At 68.1% G+C, this 16,822-nt stretch carries 9 protein-coding genes; 1 reads left to right on the forward strand and 8 read right to left on the reverse strand.

Annotation, left to right across the window (positions count from 1 at the left end):
• Positions 1–51: 51 nt before the first annotated feature.
• From addA to ahcY, 8 genes are all read right to left on the reverse strand, one after another.
• Positions 52–3,492: a double-strand break repair helicase AddA gene (gene addA, locus HNP52_RS12070; protein ID WP_184167257.1), complete on the reverse strand. Its 3,441-nt coding sequence runs from the start codon at positions 3,490–3,492 to the stop codon at positions 52–54.
• Positions 3,493–3,719: 227 nt separating this feature from the next.
• A complete protein-coding gene (gene addB / locus HNP52_RS12075; protein ID WP_184167261.1) occupies positions 3,720–6,653 on the reverse strand; it encodes a double-strand break repair protein AddB in 2,934 nt (977 codons plus the stop codon).
• A gap of 121 nt (positions 6,654–6,774) precedes the next feature.
• A complete protein-coding gene (locus HNP52_RS12080; protein ID WP_184167264.1) occupies positions 6,775–7,536 on the reverse strand; it encodes a nucleotidyltransferase family protein in 762 nt (253 codons plus the stop codon).
• Positions 7,537–7,546: 10 nt separating this feature from the next.
• Positions 7,547–8,527: an aminoglycoside phosphotransferase family protein gene (locus HNP52_RS12085; RefSeq protein WP_184168318.1), complete on the reverse strand. Its 981-nt coding sequence runs from the start codon at positions 8,525–8,527 to the stop codon at positions 7,547–7,549.
• Positions 8,524–8,967 carry a tRNA (adenosine(37)-N6)-threonylcarbamoyltransferase complex ATPase subunit type 1 TsaE gene (gene tsaE, locus HNP52_RS12090; RefSeq protein ID WP_184167268.1) on the reverse strand — a complete coding sequence of 148 codons (444 nt, stop codon included), beginning with the start codon at positions 8,965–8,967 and terminating at the stop codon, positions 8,524–8,526. Before tsaE ends, HNP52_RS12085 begins: the two co-directional genes overlap by 4 nt.
• Positions 8,964–11,303 (reverse strand): PAS domain-containing sensor histidine kinase, encoded by a 2,340-nt coding sequence (locus tag HNP52_RS12095; RefSeq protein WP_184167271.1) that lies wholly within the window; start codon positions 11,301–11,303, stop codon positions 8,964–8,966. Before HNP52_RS12095 ends, tsaE begins: the two co-directional genes overlap by 4 nt.
• 114 nt (positions 11,304–11,417) lie before the next feature.
• Entirely contained in the window at positions 11,418–14,408 is a 2,991-nt protein-coding gene (locus HNP52_RS12100; RefSeq protein ID WP_184167274.1) for a TonB-dependent siderophore receptor, read from the reverse strand.
• Between the two features lie 227 nt (positions 14,409–14,635).
• The gene (ahcY, locus tag HNP52_RS12105) at positions 14,636–16,039 is read right to left on the reverse strand and encodes an adenosylhomocysteinase (RefSeq protein WP_184167277.1); all 1,404 of its coding nucleotides are present in this window, start codon (positions 16,037–16,039) and stop codon (positions 14,636–14,638) included.
• Between the two features lie 165 nt (positions 16,040–16,204).
• Here ahcY and HNP52_RS12110 point away from each other — a divergent pair, with 165 nt between their 5' ends.
• Positions 16,205–16,723 (forward strand): WG repeat-containing protein, encoded by a 519-nt coding sequence (locus HNP52_RS12110; RefSeq protein WP_184167280.1) that lies wholly within the window; start codon positions 16,205–16,207, stop codon positions 16,721–16,723.
• Positions 16,724–16,822 lie beyond the last annotated feature (99 nt).

The raw sequence follows: 16,822 nt of genomic DNA on the forward strand, positions 1-16,822 counted from the left end.
AGAACTCCTGATACGATGTCGGGGCCTAATCTATGATCGACCCGCGCAGGGTCAAGCGCGCAAGGCCAAGCTTTGCTCCGTGGGCACGAAGCCGGGCTTGTGCGCCGCCAGCAATTCCTCGGGCAGCAGATGGAGGACCGGGCCCGCCGCGTAGAGCAACCCGGCCTCGACCGTGCGGCCGGGGAAAATCACCCTGAGCGCAGCGACATAGGCGGCCATCTGGCGCAGGTGATAGGGCGGGATCTCGGCCAGTGTCGCGGGTGCACGGCGGCCGGTCTTGAAGTCGATCACCCGGACGTGATCGGGCGTGACCACCAGCCGATCGACCGTACCGGAGACGACCACGCCCTCTCCCACCACCGCCGCGATCGGAGCCTCGCCGAGGGAATCGGGGCCGAACAGCGCGGCGAAGTCCGGGTTTTCGGTGACGCCCAGGGCTGCCGCGACCAGTTCCGCCCTGAGGGCGGCCTCGGCTACGCCGCCTGCCCCGGCCAGCCAGCGCTCAGCCGCGGCCTGGCGGTCCGAAGGGCTAACCGACGGCAATCGCTCGAAAAGCGCGTGGAGGAGCCGCCCACGTTCGGCGGCTGCGCGCAGCGCCGGCGTGGGGGGCGGATCGGCGACCGCGTCGTCACCCAGCGACGACGGCGCGAGGGGGCGCGGCGGGCGGGCTTCCTCGGGCGCCGGGCGGCGGGCCCAGTCGGGCAGGACCGCGACTTCGGCGGCGACCTCGGCCGGGCGCGGCTTCACGGCGACCGGTGGCTGGGGGTTCAAGCCCCTGAATTCGCGTACTTCTCCCTCGGGCACACCGAGGGCATCCAAGGCGGCGGCACTGGCGGCGTACCAGCTCCTGGCCGGGGGCACGCCCTTGGCCATCGGCCCCAAAGCCCCGGCGACGACCAGCTTCTCCTCGGCGCGGGTGGCTGCGACATAGAAGAGACGCCAATGTTCGCTAAGTTCGCGCGCGTCGGCCGTTTCGATGACTTCGGCCAGCACGCCGCGCTCAGAGGACCGGGGCCGGAAGATCGGCAGCTTTCCGGACGCAACAGACGGTTCCCAGCCCAGAAAGTCGCGCGGGGAGCGCGTGGGATCGACGGTGGCGTCCGCCAGGATGACCAAGGGCGCCTGCAGGCCCTTGGCGCCGTGCGCGGTCATCACCCGCACCGCCGCCTGGGGCTGGGCCGAATCGCGGACGATCTCGACATCGCCGCGATCGAACCAGTCGAGGAAGCGTTGCAGCGACGGGGTCGCAACCTTTTCGAAATTAAGCGTCGCGTTGAGCAGTTCTTCGATCGGATCGCGGGCTTCCTCGCCCAACCGGCGCAACAGCTTGCGGCGACCGTCCAAAGGACCGGAAAGTAGTTCTTCCAGAAAGCGATAGGGGGTGGCGATGTCAGCGCGTGCGAGGAGTGCGTAGAGCGGCGCCAGACGCTCCTCGGGCTGCGTCCGACGCAGGTGACGCCAGAGTCCGCCACTGGTGCGGACCGAAGCGTCCATTAGCTCCTCCTGCGACCAGCCTATCAAGGGGGACACAAGCAGGGATGCGAGCGACAGATCGTCCTCGGGCTGCAAGGCGAAGCGGATCGCGGCGAGCAGATCCTGCACCGCCAAAGGCGCGTTCAGCCGCAGGCGATCGACGCCCGCCACCGGCACGCCCTCGGCATAGAGCCGCGCGACGATCAGCGAGGCAAGCTCGCCGCGACGCTTGACCAGGATCATCACATCCTCGGGCTGGAGCGGGCGGCCCTTGCTCTCCAGCATCATGCCGCCCTGCCACCAGTCGCGCACCTGCCGCGCGATGCGCCCGGCCAGCTCGCGGGTGGCGTCGCTGACCCATTCCTCCTCGTCGGCCTCGCTGCCGCCCTCGGTGACCGGCGGCCAGAGCGTGACGCTGCCGGGGCCCGGCACCCGGCTGTCGTGGAGTTCTCTGTCCGACAGCTCGCCCATGCCGGGCAGCGGCAAGGCGCCGAGCGCGGCATCGACGAATTCGAGCACCGGCTTGGTCGAGCGGAAGCTGTGGGTGAGCGACAGCTCCTCGACTTCGCGGGGCTCGGGCTTGTCCTCGTCGAATTCATAGTCCGGATCGGCCTCGACCCGCGACAGCGCGAGGAAGCGCTCGAAGGCGGCGCGGAAGAAGATCGGATCGGTGCCCTGGAAGCCGAAGATCGCCTGCTTGTAGTCGCCGACGGTGAACAGCGTGCGCATCGTCGTGGCGCGGACGCCCTCGCCCACGAAGAACTCGTCCGCGATCGCGCTGACGATCGCCCATTGCTGGGGATTGGTGTCCTGCGCCTCGTCGATCAGGACATGCTCGGTCGCGGTATCGAGCTTGAAGCGCACCCATTCGCCCATGCCGGGCTCGGCGAGCAGCGCGACGGTGCGGTGGATCAGGTCGTTGAAATCGACTGCACCGAGGCGGCGCTTCGCCTGGGCATAGGTCTCGGCATAGACGCGGCCTGCCTCCAGCCCGCGGGCGAGCAGATCGGCATAGGCGGCCTGGGTCTTCATGCCGAGCAGCTGGCCGCAGGTCTCGAACAGCCGCATGGCGTAATCGGCATAGGCCGACTCCTGCGGCGCCTGCCCCTTGCCGAAGGAGCGCGGCTCGCCCTTGGCGGTGGCCCAGATTGAATGGAGATCGGCCAGGCTGGCGGCGCGGGCTTCCGGGCTGCGGCCGAGCCAGGCAGCGGCGATATCGGCGCGCTCAAGCCCCCTGCCCGTGCCCCAATCGGCGTTCATCACGGTGAGCGCGCGCAGGCTGGCGAGGTCGAAGCTGTCGTCGGCGCAGCGGCGGGCGATCTCGGCGTCCACGTCGCCTTCGGGGAGTTTCAGCGCTTTACGGAGATGGAGCTGGATCGGTTGAGGCAGCGCGGCGAGCGCTTCGCCTTCGCGGGCGCAGGCCTTGAGGAAATCCTCGGCCTTGCCCTCGCCCAGCCGCAGCGACAGCGCGCCGACTGCATCGACGATCCAGCCGCGCCCGTCGCGCTCGGCATCGACCAGCATTTCGGCCAGCGCCTCGCGGGAGAGCACGGCTTCCTCGCGCTGGTCGAGCGGACGAAAGCCGGGGACGAGGCCGGCTTCCATCGGGAAGGCGGCGAGCAGCGACTGGCAGAAGCTGTGGATCGTCTGGATGCGGATGCCGCCGCCGGGCGCATCGAGCACCTTGGCGAAGAGCTGGCGGGCCTTGCCGATCATCTGCTCTGTCGCAGTCTCGCCCAGCGAAGCGAGGTCGGCACGCAGGCTACTCTCATCGATCCGCACCCATCGAGCGAGGCGGCTCGTGATACGTTCCGACATCTCGGCCGCGCCCGCCTTGGTGAAGGTGAGGCAGAGGATCGCACCCGGATCAGTACCGTGCAGCAGCAACCGCCAGACCCGTGCCGCCAGCACCTGCGTCTTGCCGGTGCCTGCGGACGCGGACAGCCAGATATGGCGCTCCGGGTCGCTCGCCCGGCTCTGGTTACCCTTCAGGGGATGAAGCTGACGGACTTCAGACATTTTCTATACTCGTCATCCCCGCGCAGGCGGGGATCCAGAGCCAAGCAGGACTGGCGGGGCAGAGAAACCCTGGATCCCCGCCTTCGCGGGGATGACGGGTTAGGGTGTGGGTTTGAGGTGCAGCTGCTCCCCGGCGAAGGCCGGGCCCCAGGGTCACAAGCGACACGGCAGAGAAGCCCTGGGCCCCGGCTTTCGCCGGGGAGCAGTGTGGGGCTTGGGCGCTGACCTCACTCACGGCCATACCATTCGTCGAGCCGCATCAGCTGGTCATACTCTGCGTATGGCGCGTATTCGGGGTGGAGCTTGGCGGTGAAGGGTTCGTCGCCCGTCAGCCATTGCCGCACGGCGTCGCCGAAATGGTGTGCGGCGAGGTCGACGAATTCCTCGGCCGGGATCGGCTCCTTCTTCTTCGGATCGACGGGGCTGTCGACATAGCCGAAGCCGCCGGTGCGCGGGGAGCGGGCGAGCGACCAGTATTCGAAGGCGCGGGCGATGCCCTCGATATCCTGGAACCCGCCCCGCTCGGCGATCAGGCCGAGCAGGCCGAGCTGGAGGCTGAACCCGGCGCGGACGGCGCGGGTGCTGGGGGGCTGGCCGGTCTTGTAGTCGATGATCGCGAGGCTGCCATCGGGCAGGCGATCGATGCGATCGAACTTGCCGCGCAGCTTGACGCCTTCGAACTCGATATCGCCGTCGAGTTCGACCGCGAGCACCTTGCGGTCCGGGTTCTCGGCGATCTGGCGGGCGATCCAGTCGATCGCTTCCATCAGGCGCGGCTGCCAGAGCGCGCGCATCATCGGATGGGTGCGCTCATCGACCAGCATCGCCTCGGCGCGGGCACGGAGCCTGGCCGGATCGCAATTATCGAGCTCGAACCATTTCTGAAGAACGTCATGTACCGCCGTGCCCCTCCACGCGGCGCTGGGATCGGCATCGACCGGATCGAGCGGCGCGAGCTTGAGCATGCGGCGGGCGTAAAAGGCATAGGGATCGGCCTTCAACCGATCGACTTCGGTGACCGAGATCGCCTTGGGGCGGGCTTCCACCGCCGGTTGCGGCGCCGGGCGGTCGGCGGGTTCATGGGCGCCGGGATTGTCGATCGCGTGGAGCCAGGCGGCGAGATCGGGCGCGCGGTCGAGGCCTCCGGACAAGGCTTCGAGGCGGAGCCAGAAGCGCGAGGCAATCGTCGGCGCGGTGGCGTCGCGACGGGCGCGGGTGAGCAGCACTTCGGGGGCGCCGAGCGCGCCGGCAAGGTCATGCGCGGCGAGGCCGATGCGGCGTTCCAGGCCCGGCAGGTCGAGCTCGGCGCGGATGCGCGGGGCGAGCCAGGGGTCGGGCGCGGGCAGACTTGGCCAGACGCCTTCGTTGAGGCCCGACAGGATCATCAGGTCGGCGGTCTGCAGGCGCGCTTCGAGCTGGCCGAGAATGGCGAGGCGCGGATGGCCGCCCTGGGGCGGGCGCACCGCGATGCCGTCCATCAGGGTGCGCAGCATCGGCGCGAGCGTGTCGGGTTCGGCGCGCTGGGGGCCGTCCACCGCTTCGCGTTCGAGATCGTCGAGCAGGGTCGCGGCGGCGCGGCCCTCGGCGCGGCTCCATAGCGCGTCGCCGCCGAGCGCCTGGGCGGTTTCGCGCAGCGCGGCGAGGAGTGTGGGGATCGGCTGGGCGCCGGCGCCGAACGCGGCTTCGAGCGGGGCGAGCAGTGCCTTGGCCGTGGGCCACCAGGCCTGGGCGGCCTTGCGAATGGGGCCGTCCCTACCCTCCTGCTCGGCGAGATGGCGATCGATGCCGGCGAGGTCAGGCGCCGGGCGCGGGCCTCTGAGCGCGCGGTCAAGCAGGCGGGCACCTTCCAGCCATTCGGTGCGCGCCTCGGGCATCACCAGCGGATGCTTGAGCAGGGTTAGCAGCGGCAGCGGGGCGAAGCGCTGGGCAGCAGCGTCGGCGAGCGCGAGCAGCAACGTGCCCGGCGGCAGGATCGACAGTGGCTGGCCGGCGGAATCGTCGACGGCGATGCCCCAGCGGGCGCAGTGCGCGGCGACGCGGCGGGCGAGCGCGCGATCGGGCGTGACCAGCGCGGCGGTGCGCTCGGGGGTTTCCAGCACCTGCCGCAGGGCTAGCGCAATCGCCTGGGCTTCCTCTGCGGGCGTGGCGACTTCGAGGACGCGCACGCCGTCGAGCCGGCGCTCATGCTCGGGCAGCGTGGTCCAGCCATGGGTGAGTTCGGGCGGCTGCATCGCCGAGGCGATCGCCTTGCTGCGCGAGGGCGCGGCGTCATGCTCGCTGGCGAACATCCAGGGATCGAACTCGCTGCGGTGGACCGACATGCGCTCGAGCAGCAGCTTGAGGTGGAATTGCGGATGGGTCTCGAGGTTGCGCTTGCGGCGGCCCGTGACGGGATCGGGCGCGTGCGGGCCGAGCATGTCCCATTCGGCCTCCGAGATGGCGATGGCGAGATCGGGGAGGACGACCATGCCCTGGGGCAGCCCGGCGACGACGCGCTGGAGCCGGGCGATGGCGGGCGCGCTGGCGGTGATGCCGGCGGCGCAGACGAACCCTTGCGGCGGGTTGGCGGTCCAGCGATCGGCAACCTTGTCGATCAGCCGGCGGCGGCGATCGGCGAGATCGATGCGGCCGAGCCGGGCGAGCTCGCCGGGCCAGCGCTCGAGGACGATGCGGAACAGGTTGAGCGACTTGTCCCAATGGCTCTGCAGCTCGCCTTCGAACTTGAGGTCGGTCAGGCGAGTGAGCGGGACTTCCTCGATCAGCAGCTGGTCGAGCGTTTCGGCGAGGTCGCCGGCGAGGCGGATGGCTTCGGCGGCGTCGTGGCGGGGTTCGGCCTGCTGGATGAGGCGGGCGAGGATGAGCTGGCGCTGGAGCGGGTTGACCGCGGGGGGCACGGGATCGGGATCGGCGGCGGCATCGAACACCGCTTCGTCAAGCTCGGGATCGCCGACCGCGACGAGGCGGGGCAGCAGCAAGCCGCCACCGCTGGCGCGGACGAAGGCGTCCTGGATCGCCTTCTTGGCGCGGTTGTTGGGGAGGAGGACGAGACCCCGGGCGAGGCCCATCGGGTCGCTGCCGAAGCGCTGGATCAGCCCGTTCGCCAGCGCATCCGCGAAGGCGCGGTGCGGGGGGATGGTGTAGAGGTGGAGGGCTTGGGGCATTGCTTGGATGAAGCCTAGAGTATCGCCCCAACGCCGTCATCCCCGCGCAGGCGGGGATCCAGAGTCACGAGCGATACGGCAGAGAAACCCTGGATCCCCGCCTGCGCGGGGATGACGGGGTCTATACCGTCGCCAATATCTCTTCGGCTTCCTTGACCGCGCCGGGGGTGCCGACATCGAACCACAGGCCCTGGTGGACCGTGCCCCACAACCGCCCCTGCTCCATCGCGCGGTTCCAGAACAAATTGGTCGAGAACGGGCCCTCGGGCCAGTCGCGGATCACGCGGGGGTGGATGATCTGGGCGCCGGCATAGACGAAGGGCGCCAGGCGGCCGGGCTTGCGGCGCTCGGTGATGCGGCCGAGCGGGTCGAGGCGGAAATCGCCCATGCCCTTGTGGCTATAGGCGCGCGCCAGGGGCACGAGCAGCAGCAGCGCGTCCATCTTCTCGTCGTCCCAGGCGGCGGCGAGCGCGTTCAGCGAGCCGATCGGGCCGTCGACCCAGAGCGTGTCGCTGTTCACCGTGAAGAAGGGCGCGTCGCCGAGCATGTCGCGCGCCTGGACGATGCCGCCGCCGGTCTCCATCAGCTGGGCGCGCTCGTCCGAGATCTGCACGTCGATGCCGCCGGCACGGGCCTTGAGGTGCGCCTCGACCTGGTCGGCAAGATAATGGACGTTGACCACGGCGCGCTTGATCCCGGCTTCGCGCAGGTGATCCATCGTGTGATCGAGCAGCGGCTTGCCGGCGACTTCGACCAGCGGCTTGGGGCGCGTCACGGTGAGCGGGCGCATGCGCTTGCCGAGGCCGGCGGCCATCACCATCGCGGTCTCGGGCATGGCCACGGCCGGGTTCGGGCGCAGCGAATAGGTGGCGGAGGGTTTCATTGCCCCGGTCTTATGCCTTGGTCAGTGCGAGGGGATCGCCGCGCATGTCGGCGGGGATATTGGCTGCGAACCAGTCGGCGACCGGCTTGAGCGCGGGGTGCTGGAGGTCGCGGTTGAGATAGGTCCAGACGCGCGGACAGAGGCCGGGGTAACGCGGCTTGCCGTCGCGCTGCCACAGCCGGGTGAAGATGCCGACGATCTTGGCGTTCCGCTGCGCGCCGAGCACGTGATAGGCGACGTCGAACGCGTCGCCGGCGCCGGTGATGCGCTTGTAGCGATCGAGCATCGCGGTCTCGAGGCTTTCGGGCACGTCGCGGCGGGCGTCCTGCAGCAGCGAGACGAGGTCATAGGCGGGATGGCCCGCCAGGGCGTCCTGGAAGTCGAGCAGGCCCAAGGTTTCCGCGCTACCGTCGATCAGCATGAGATTCTCGACATGGTAGTCGCGCAGCACCGTGACAGGCGTGTGACCCGCGAGGACCGGCGCAAGCGCTTCGTCCCAGGCCTTGCGGTATCCGTCGATGTCGACCTCCAGGCCGACCGCGGGGCAATACCATTCGGGGAGCAGGTCCGCCTCGCGGTGGTACTCGGCGAGGCTGTAGGGCTTGAGGATGTCCGCGGCCGGATATTCGGCCAGGCGGATGAGCAGGTCGATCGCCTCCTCGTAGAGGCGCAGCTCGCTCTCGGGCGCGGCGTCGACGGTCTCGCGCATGCGGGCGTCGCCGAAATCCTGGATGAGAACGAGGCCCTCGGTCAGGTCCTCGTGGAGGATCTCGGGCGCGGCGAAGCCGTGGCTGGTCAGCCAGCGGGCGATGTTGATGAAGGGGCGCGGATCCTCGTGTGGGGGCGGCGCGTCCATCAGGATCGCGGTGCGGTCATGCTCGACCACCCGGAAATAGCGGCGGAACGAGGCATCGCCGGCGAGCGGGCGGATCTCGGCTCCGCCCCAACCAGCGGCAACAAGGAAGTCGGGCGCCGCGGCGGGCGGATTCATGTCGGAAACCATCGGTCCTTCCATGCCGCCGGTACCTTCGCTGTCAAGACGCGCGCGCCGTCCGGTGCCACATCGAGGGACAACCACAGCGCATCGTGCCATGCCGCCTCGCCCAGCCGCTCGGGCCATTCGACGATCAGCAGCGAATCATAGCGGGCATCGTCGAGGCCCAGCTCCTCGGCCTCTTCAGGCGCATCGAGCCGGTAGAGATCGACATGGAGCACCGGGAAACGGACCTCGGGCGGCTCATAGGGCTGGACGATCGCGAAGCTGGGCGACGGCGCCTCGCCCTCGAGCCCCAGCGCGGCGAGCAGGCCGCGGGCGATGCTGGTCTTGCCGGCACCAAGCGGGCCGGAAAGCGCGATGACATCGCCGGGACGGGCGAGCTCCGCCAGCTTGCGGCCGAGTTCGAGCGACTGGTCCAGGCTGGTGAGGATCATCGCCGCGGCAGCTCCACCGTGACCAGCGTCCCCTCGCCCGGCTCGGAGATCAGCTCGATCCGGCCGCGATGGGCTTCGACGAACTGCTTCGCCAAAGGCAGGCCCAGGCCCAGCGAGCGCTGGCTGCCGCGGGCGTTGCCAAACTGGGCGAAGCGATCAAAGGCGGTGGCAACCTGCTCGGGCGTCATGCCCGGCCCGTTATCCGAGACGATCACGCGGGCGACGCGGCTGTTGCCATCGAGATGGAGCAGCACCCTGCCCTGTTCCGGCGTCTGCGAGACGGCGTGGCGCAGGAGATGCTCGATCACCTGGCGGACGCGACGCGCATCGCCGGTGATGCTGCCAGCGCTGCCGGCATTCTCGACCACCAGCTCGATATGCTTGGCCTTGGCCAGCGGCGCGATCGCTTCGGCAGCATTCTGCGCGGCATGCTCGATATCGACCGGCGCCTTCTCGAGCGGCGAACCTTCACTCTGGGTGAGATCGAGCACTTCGTCGATCATCGTGCCGAGCCGATCGACCGAAATCAGGATCGCATCCGAATATTCCTGCCCGCTCTCCGAAAGCGGGCCGGCGAACCCGCCGTTCAGCATCTCGGCGAAGCCCTTGATCGAGGTCAGCGGGGTGCGCAGCTCGTAGCTCATGTTCGCGAGGAACGAGGTCTTGACCCGGTCCGCCGCTTCCAGCGCTTCGTTGCGAGCGCTGAGCGCGCGCTCGGCGCGGTGATGATCGGTGGTATCGAGCATCGTCACCAGCGCATTGCCGTCGGGCAACGGCACCGCGGTCACGTCGAAATGGCGGCCATCGGCGAAGGCGATGCTGGAGCCGCGCGACTGGCGCTCCTGCGCGGCGATGCGGATCAGGTCGCCGATGATCTCGCCGCGCGACGCCTTGACCAGCTTCGGCCCGAAGGCGCGGACCAGCTGCGGCACCTGCGGATGGCTGTCGAGGAAGCTGTCCTCGAAACCCCAGACCTGGCGGAACTTGCGGTTCCACAGCTGGAGCCGACCCTTGCCGAACACGGCGACCGCTTCGGCAAGGCTCTCGAGCGTGGCGGTGCGCACCTGCTGCATCTCGCCATGCTCACGCTGCAGCTCGAACTGCTGGGTCTGGTCCTCGAACAGCAGCAGCAGCCCGCCTTCGGGGAGCGGCTGGGCAACGACGCGCATATGGGTGGCGCCGAGGCTCCAGGTCTCCTCGACCGCGTCGGGCGACACGAACCAGTGCGCCCGCTCCGCCCGCCAGGCCGGATAGTCGCGCACCTCGGGCAGGCGATTGGCCTCGCGCATGCGATCGAGCACGCGATCGAATTCGGGGCGATCGGCCAGCCACTCGTTGCGGATCGCGAACATCCGGCGGAACGGCTGGTTGGAGAAGATCAGGCTGCGATCGGCACCGAACTGGGCGACGCCGGCGGAGATGCGATCGAGCATCGCACGCTGGGCAGCGGCGAAACGCTTGAGACCGCCGCGCGCCTGCTCCAGCTCCTCGATATCGACCGCGAAGCCGGCGACGCCGCCGGTGGGCAAGGGCATGTCGTGGAGGCGCAGCATCCGGCGCTTGCCGCCGATCGTCGCGGGCATCGCCGCGGTCTGCGGCTCACCGGTGTCGCGGGCGATCGCGGCATTGGCGAGCGGCCCGCCCAGGCCGACGCCTTCGATCAGCTCAAGCCCGCGCTCGACGACATCCTCGGAATCCTTGCCCTCCACGGCTTCGACATAGGCCGAGTTGACCATGAGCAGGCGAAGGTCGCCGCCGCGATACCACATCGGCATCGGCGCAGCCTCGATCAGCGCGGTGAGCGCGTCGAAGGCGGCGCGCAACCGGGTAGCCTCGCGCTGGAGGCGGTTGATCTCGTCCTGGCTCTCGGTCGCGTCGAGGAACCACAGCACGACGCCGCCAGGGGCGTTGACGGTCTGCGGCGCACGCTCGCCGATCACCAGCAGCGCACGTTCCGAGCCGAGCGCACGGACGGAAAGGCTGAACGGCTTGCCGGCCTTTTGCGCGGCCGCGACATGCGCGCCGAGGGCATCGGCATCCTCGGGCAGCAGTCCCGTCCCTGCCCCGGTCAGTTCGTCCAGTTCGCGCGGCAGATCCTGGAAGCCGAGCCAGTCCCCCAGCCGGCGCGACAGCTCGAGCCGGCCATCGGCGCGGACCAGCATCGCCTGGGCCGGCGAACCGCTGACCAGCGCGGCGAGCCGGGCATTGGCCTCGGCGATCGAGGTCGCGTCGGCACGGGCACGCAGGCCGGCGAACAGCGCCCAGACGCCGCCGATCACCAGCAACGCCAGCGCCGCGCCCGCGAGCACCGCGGCCGATTGCGTGATGTGGATCAAAGCGCGCCGTTCCGGGGGATCATCCCCGTCCCTTAGGACAGTTTGTCGCCAAACGAAAAGGGCCCGGCATGCCGCCGGGCCCTTCCTTTTTTCGCTTCGAGGCGAAGTCGCCGATCAGAACAGGTTCGGCAGCTTCACCTTGGCGCCGACATAGCCGAAGCGGCCGACGGCGTTGACCGGATAGATGCGGGTGCCGAGCTCGGGCATCTGGCCGAACAGGTTGCGCACGCCGCCATAGATCTGGAAGCGCTGGTCGATATCGTAGCTCAGGTAGATATCGTGCTGCCAACGCTGCTTGAGGTACTTGTACTCCTCCGCCACGATGGTCGGATCGCCGGCCATCTGCTGGTTGGTGTAGCGCGAGGTCTTGTCGAACCACAGGATTCCGTAGTTCGCGGTGAACCCGCCCAGCTGCCAGGTGAGATCGGCGTTGACCGTGTACTTCGGCGAATAGGTCTGGCCGCGCGAGTTGGTCACATCGGCGCCCGGGGTGCCGATGAACTCGAGGCGATCGAGATAGTTGCCGACCACGCTCAGGTTGAAGGTGCCGGCATTGTCGGTCTTCAGGCGGTAGTTGAAGTTCACGTCGAGGCCCGCGGTGCGGAACTGCGCCACGTTCTGCGGCACGACGTTGAAGCTGACGATGTTGCCCGCCGAGGCATTGCCGGCCGCACCGTTCTGGCGGGTGATGCCCGCGCAGAACGGATTGCTGAGCGTGGGCTGGTCGACGCAGAGCTCGGCGAGCTGCTGCGAGGTGACCTGGTTGATCGCGTTCTTCAGCTTGATGTCATACCAGTCGGCACGCAGCGACAGGCCCGGGATGAAGCTCGGCTGGAGCACCACGCCGGCGGTCCAGGTCGTCGCTTCTTCCTGCTTCAGGTTCGGGTTGCCGCCCGCGAAGCCCGGCAGGTTGGTCGAGCGCGAGTCGGTATAGGTCGCCGGGTTGGCACCCAGGCCGCTCAGCAGCGCCTGGCAGTTGGCCGCGCGATACTGGGTGCCGAACTGGATCTCGGCCGGGAGGCACGGATCGGTGATGAACTCGAAGGTCTGCGAGTTGCCCGCATAGAGCTCGCCGATGTTCGGCGCGCGCACCGCCTTCGAATAGGTGCCGTTGAAGGTGATGTCGCGCACCGGCGCGAACTTGCCGTCGAGCTTCCAGGTGGTGGTGTGGCCGATCGACGAATAGTCGGAGAAGCGCACCGCGCCACCCACTTCGAGGCGGTGGACGATGGTGTCGGTAAGCAGCGGCACGTTGAGCTCGCCGAACACTTCCTTCACGTCATACTGGCCGCCGTCATTGCTGAGCGAGTTGGCGAAGGTCAGGCCCTGCGCCGCCAGCGGATCGGCGGTGAAGCTGCTCTTTTCCTTGCGGTATTCCGCGCCGACCGAGAAGCCGACCTGGCCGCCGCCCGGCATGGTGAACAGGCCGCCGAGATCGCCCGACAGATAGGCGGTGGCGACATGCTGCTGGATGCGGGCGCGATCGAGCGTGTCGGCCTTGATCCAGTTATACGCCGCCTGGCTGCCGGCACCCTCGCCGAACAGGTTGAGCGGCACGCACTCGCCCGGACGGAAGGTGGTCGGCGAGAAGACGTCGCGGCTCGCATAGGGCTGGTCGGGCGTCCAGGCCGGGTTGACGTTGACGCGGCAGGTGGGGCCGTTCGCGCCCTGCACCACGTCGATCGCGGCATAGAAGCGGTCGTCGAGGATGTCGTTCAGGTAGCGGCTCGACACGTCGGTGCGGCCATAGGTGTACGACACTTCGTAGTTGAGGTGGCTGCTCAGGTCGCCCCGCACGCCGAACACGCCGCGATAGGTCTCACGGGTGATGTCCTCACCGCGCTGGCCGAAATCGAAATTGTCGCGGTTCATCAGCACGCCGCCATTGCCGGTGGCGGCGATCAGCGGCCGCAGCGCGGCCGGGATATAGGGGTTATCCTCCGGGATCAGGAGGTAATAGTCGAAGGTCGGCTGGGCGAGCGAATAGCTGTGCGTGCGGGCATACTTCGCCTCGGCGAAGACCGAGAAGGCCGGGCTGACGTCGAAATGCGCGATCGCATTGACGACGTGGCGGCTCACTTCCGGCAGCAGGTCGTTGCCATAGTCGGAGACCAGCGTGCCGCTGCCGCCCTGCTGGAAAGCGGTGCGCACGAACTTGCCCGGGTCATAGGGAGTCAGGCCGTTGGCGCCGACGAAATAGTCGGGCAGGCCGTCGAAATCGAGATCGATGCCGCCCTGGCGCGCGGTGTCGAAATAGCGGATGTCGTTGAGCGGCACATAGGTGGGCGTGGTGCCGTTCGGGTTGCGATAGAAGCCGACCTGGTTGGTGCCGCTGTAGCGCTCGCGATCATGCGAATCGAGGCGATCCTCCTCGCCATATTCATAGGCGATGGCGATGTTGCCGCGGCCGTCGGCGAAGTTCTTGCCGGCGGTGATCGAGAACATGCGCTGGCCGGCATCGCCATATTCGGAGATGCCCGCCTGGGCGCGGGCGCTGATGCCCTGGAAGTTCTTCTTCATGATGAAGTTGACGACGCCGCTGACGCCGTCGGCACCGTAGATGGCCGAGGCGCCGCCGGTGAGCACTTCGATGCGCTCGACCAGGTCGTTGGGGATGGTGTTGATGTCGACCGACGCGGTGCCCGGCACGCCCGAGACGTGGCGGCGGCCGTCGACCAGCACCAGCGTGCGCTGGGTGCCGAGATTGCGCAGGTCGAGCAGGTTGAGGCCGGTATAGCCGATGCCGGCGCGGTCACCCGAGTTGTTGCCCGAAGTCGCCGAGCCCTGCAGCGCCGGATAGCCGGTGAGGAAGTCGGTGAGGTTGGTGGTGCCCGATTCCTGGAGCGTCTGGGCGCCCAGGGTCACGACCGGGTTCGGCGTCTCAAAATCCTGGCGGCGGATGCGCGAGCCGGTGACGACGATGGCGCCTTCCTGCGGAGCGGCCTGATCGGCCTGTTCCGGAACCGCGGCCTGCGCCTCGGCGGGTGCGGGCGTCGGGTCCGCGGTCTGCGCGGCCGCCGGCGTGGCGATCTGGGCTAGAGCAAGAACGGCGACCGACGCGGTAAAGGACAGGCCGCGCCGGGTGAGCGCACAAGAGCTACGCATGATACATCCCCTTTAATAAACTGACCGTGCGACCTCGGGGCCGATTGTTGCCGGCTTTTGTCCCTGACTTTGCCAGGACGCCGAAATGCGGGTTTTGGTTGCCTTGCGACAACAGTTTGTTGCGGCGTGTTGCGAGATTACAACAGTAGAGCAGTCCACCCCTGCAACGAAAAAGGCCGCGCCTCCCGGGGGAAGCGCGGCCCTTTCATTCGCCTGACGGCGAAGGATCAGTAGCGATAGTGATCCGGCTTGAACGGCCCCTCGACGGTGACGCCGATATAGTCCGCCTGCTTCTGGGTCAGCTTGGTCAGCTTCACGCCGAGCTTGTCGAGGTGCAGCGCCGCGACCTTCTCGTCGAGGTGCTTCGGCAGGACGTACACGTCGTTCTTGTACTCGTCCGACTTGGTCCACAGCTCGATCTGGGCGAGGACCTGGTTGGTGAAGGACGACGACATCACGAACGACGGGTGGCCGGTCGCGTTGCCGAGGTTCACCAGGCGGCCCTTCGACAGCACGATGATCTTCTTGCCGTCCGGGAACTCGACTTCGTCGACCTGCGGCTTGATCTCGGTCCACTTGAAGTTCGCCAGGCCGGCGATCTCGATCTCGCTGTCGAAGTGGCCGATGTTCGAGACGATCGCCATGTTCTTCATCGCGCGCATGTGATCGACGGTGAGCACGGCTTCGTTGCCGGTGGCGGTGACGAAGATGTCGGCGCGGGTGGCGGCCTCTTCCATCGTCACGACTTCATAGCCTTCCATCGCCGCCTGCAGCGCGCAGATCGGGTCGATCTCGGTGACCAGAACGCGGGCGCCGCCGTTGCGGAGCGACGCGGCCGAGCCCTTGCCGACGTCACCGAAGCCGGCGACGCAGGCGACCTTGCCGGCGAGCATCACGTCGGTGGCGCGACGGATCGCGTCGACCAGCGATTCCTTGCAGCCATAGAGGTTGTCGAACTTCGACTTGGTGACGCTGTCGTTCACGTTGATCGCCGGGAAAGGCAGCTTGCCCTTCTTCGACAGCTCGTACAGGCGGTGCACGCCGGTGGTGGTCTCTTCCGACACGCCCTTGATCGTGGCGACGGTCTTGGTCAGGTAGCCCGGACGCTCGGCGAGGAAGCGCTTCAGCGTGGCGACGAAGATCTCTTCCTCTTCGTTCGACGGGGTGAACAGTTCCTCACCCGCCTCGACGCGCGCGCCCCACAGCGCGAACATGGTGGCGTCGCCACCGTCGTCGAGGATCATGTTGCAGGTCTGGTCCTGGCCCCAGTCGAAGATGCGGATGACATAGTCCCAATACTCTTCCAGCGTCTCGCCCTTGACGGCGAAGACGGGGATGCCGGCCTCGGCGATGGCGGCAGCGGCATGGTCCTGGGTCGAGTAGATGTTGCAGGTCGCCCAACGCAGCTCGGCGCCGAGTTCCTTCAGCGTCTCGATCAGCACGGCGGTCTGGATCGTCATGTGCAGCGAGCCGGTGATGCGCGCGCCCTTGAGCGGCTTCGAAGCACCGAACTCGGCGCGGAGCGCCATCAGGCCCGGCATTTCGGTCTCGGCGATCTCGATCTCCTTGCGGCCAAAGGCGGCAAGCGAGAGGTCCTTGATGACATAGTCCTTGTCGAGCACGGTAGCCACGAGCTGTCTCCAGATGTGAATCAGTTGCGCGCCGGGAATCGCCGGCCGCGATTGGGGCGCCCTACAGGCTTCGCCCTGGCCGCGCAATCCCGATATAAAGATATCTTTATATGTCACGGCGAGCCGGTCTTTGTGCGGGGCACAGCGTCATGATAGCCTCGCCCCATGCACTGGCTGATCCTTCCGCTCGTGACGCTCGCGGCACCCGCCGAACCGGCACAGCGGCGCTACCCCCTCCCCTGCTTCTACGCTCCGCGCGGCGGCGAGCTCGACACCTTCCCGGACTGCGCGGCGCAGGACGCCGACGGCACGATCCGGCTGGCGCCGGCGCATCGGATGAAGCTCGACCATGACCGGGACGGACTGGCTACCGTCCATGTCGGCAAGAGCTTCCATTATGTCGCCCGCGACGGCCGCAGCGCGCCGGTGATGGCGATGGACAATGGCGCCGATCCCTTCGTCGACGGGCGTGCCCGCTCCGAATGGAACGGCAAGATCGGCTATATCGACCGCGGCCTGCACCTGGTGATCGCGCGGCGGTATGACGGGGCGATGCCGTTCGAGAAGGGACGCGCCGAGGTTTGCAGGGGCTGCACGCTGACCGGGGATGGCGAGCATCACTGGTACGCCGGCGGGCGGTGGCTGCGGGTGGACCGGCTTGGGCGGGAAACAGCCCAGCCCTAGTCCTGCCCGTTCCCCGGCGAAAGCCGGGGAACAGTGAAGGGTTAGCAATGAGCATGATATAAAGACATAAAGAATTCTTTATATCACCCTTGACGAACC

Source organism: Sphingomonas kyeonggiensis (assembly GCF_014204495.1).
Taxonomy (GTDB): Bacteria; Pseudomonadota; Alphaproteobacteria; order Sphingomonadales; family Sphingomonadaceae; genus Sphingomonas; species Sphingomonas kyeonggiensis_A.

What these genes read in the sequence shown, in the direction of transcription:
- addA (WP_184167257.1), bottom strand. Translation starts at nt 3,492, where the DNA reads ATGTCTGAAGTCCGTCAGCTTCATCCCCTGAAGGGTAACCAGAGCCGG.
- addB (WP_184167261.1), bottom strand. Translation starts at nt 6,653, where the DNA reads ATGCCCCAAGCCCTCCACCTCTACACCATCCCCCCGCACCGCGCCTTC.
- HNP52_RS12080 (WP_184167264.1), bottom strand. Translation starts at nt 7,536, where the DNA reads ATGAAACCCTCCGCCACCTATTCGCTGCGCCCGAACCCGGCCGTGGCC.
- HNP52_RS12085 (WP_184168318.1), bottom strand. Translation starts at nt 8,527, where the DNA reads ATGAATCCGCCCGCCGCGGCGCCCGACTTCCTTGTTGCCGCTGGTTGG.
- tsaE (WP_184167268.1), bottom strand. Translation starts at nt 8,967, where the DNA reads ATGATCCTCACCAGCCTGGACCAGTCGCTCGAACTCGGCCGCAAGCTG.
- HNP52_RS12100 (WP_184167274.1), bottom strand. Translation starts at nt 14,408, where the DNA reads ATGCGTAGCTCTTGTGCGCTCACCCGGCGCGGCCTGTCCTTTACCGCG.
- HNP52_RS12110 (WP_184167280.1), top strand. Translation starts at nt 16,205, where the DNA reads ATGCACTGGCTGATCCTTCCGCTCGTGACGCTCGCGGCACCCGCCGAA.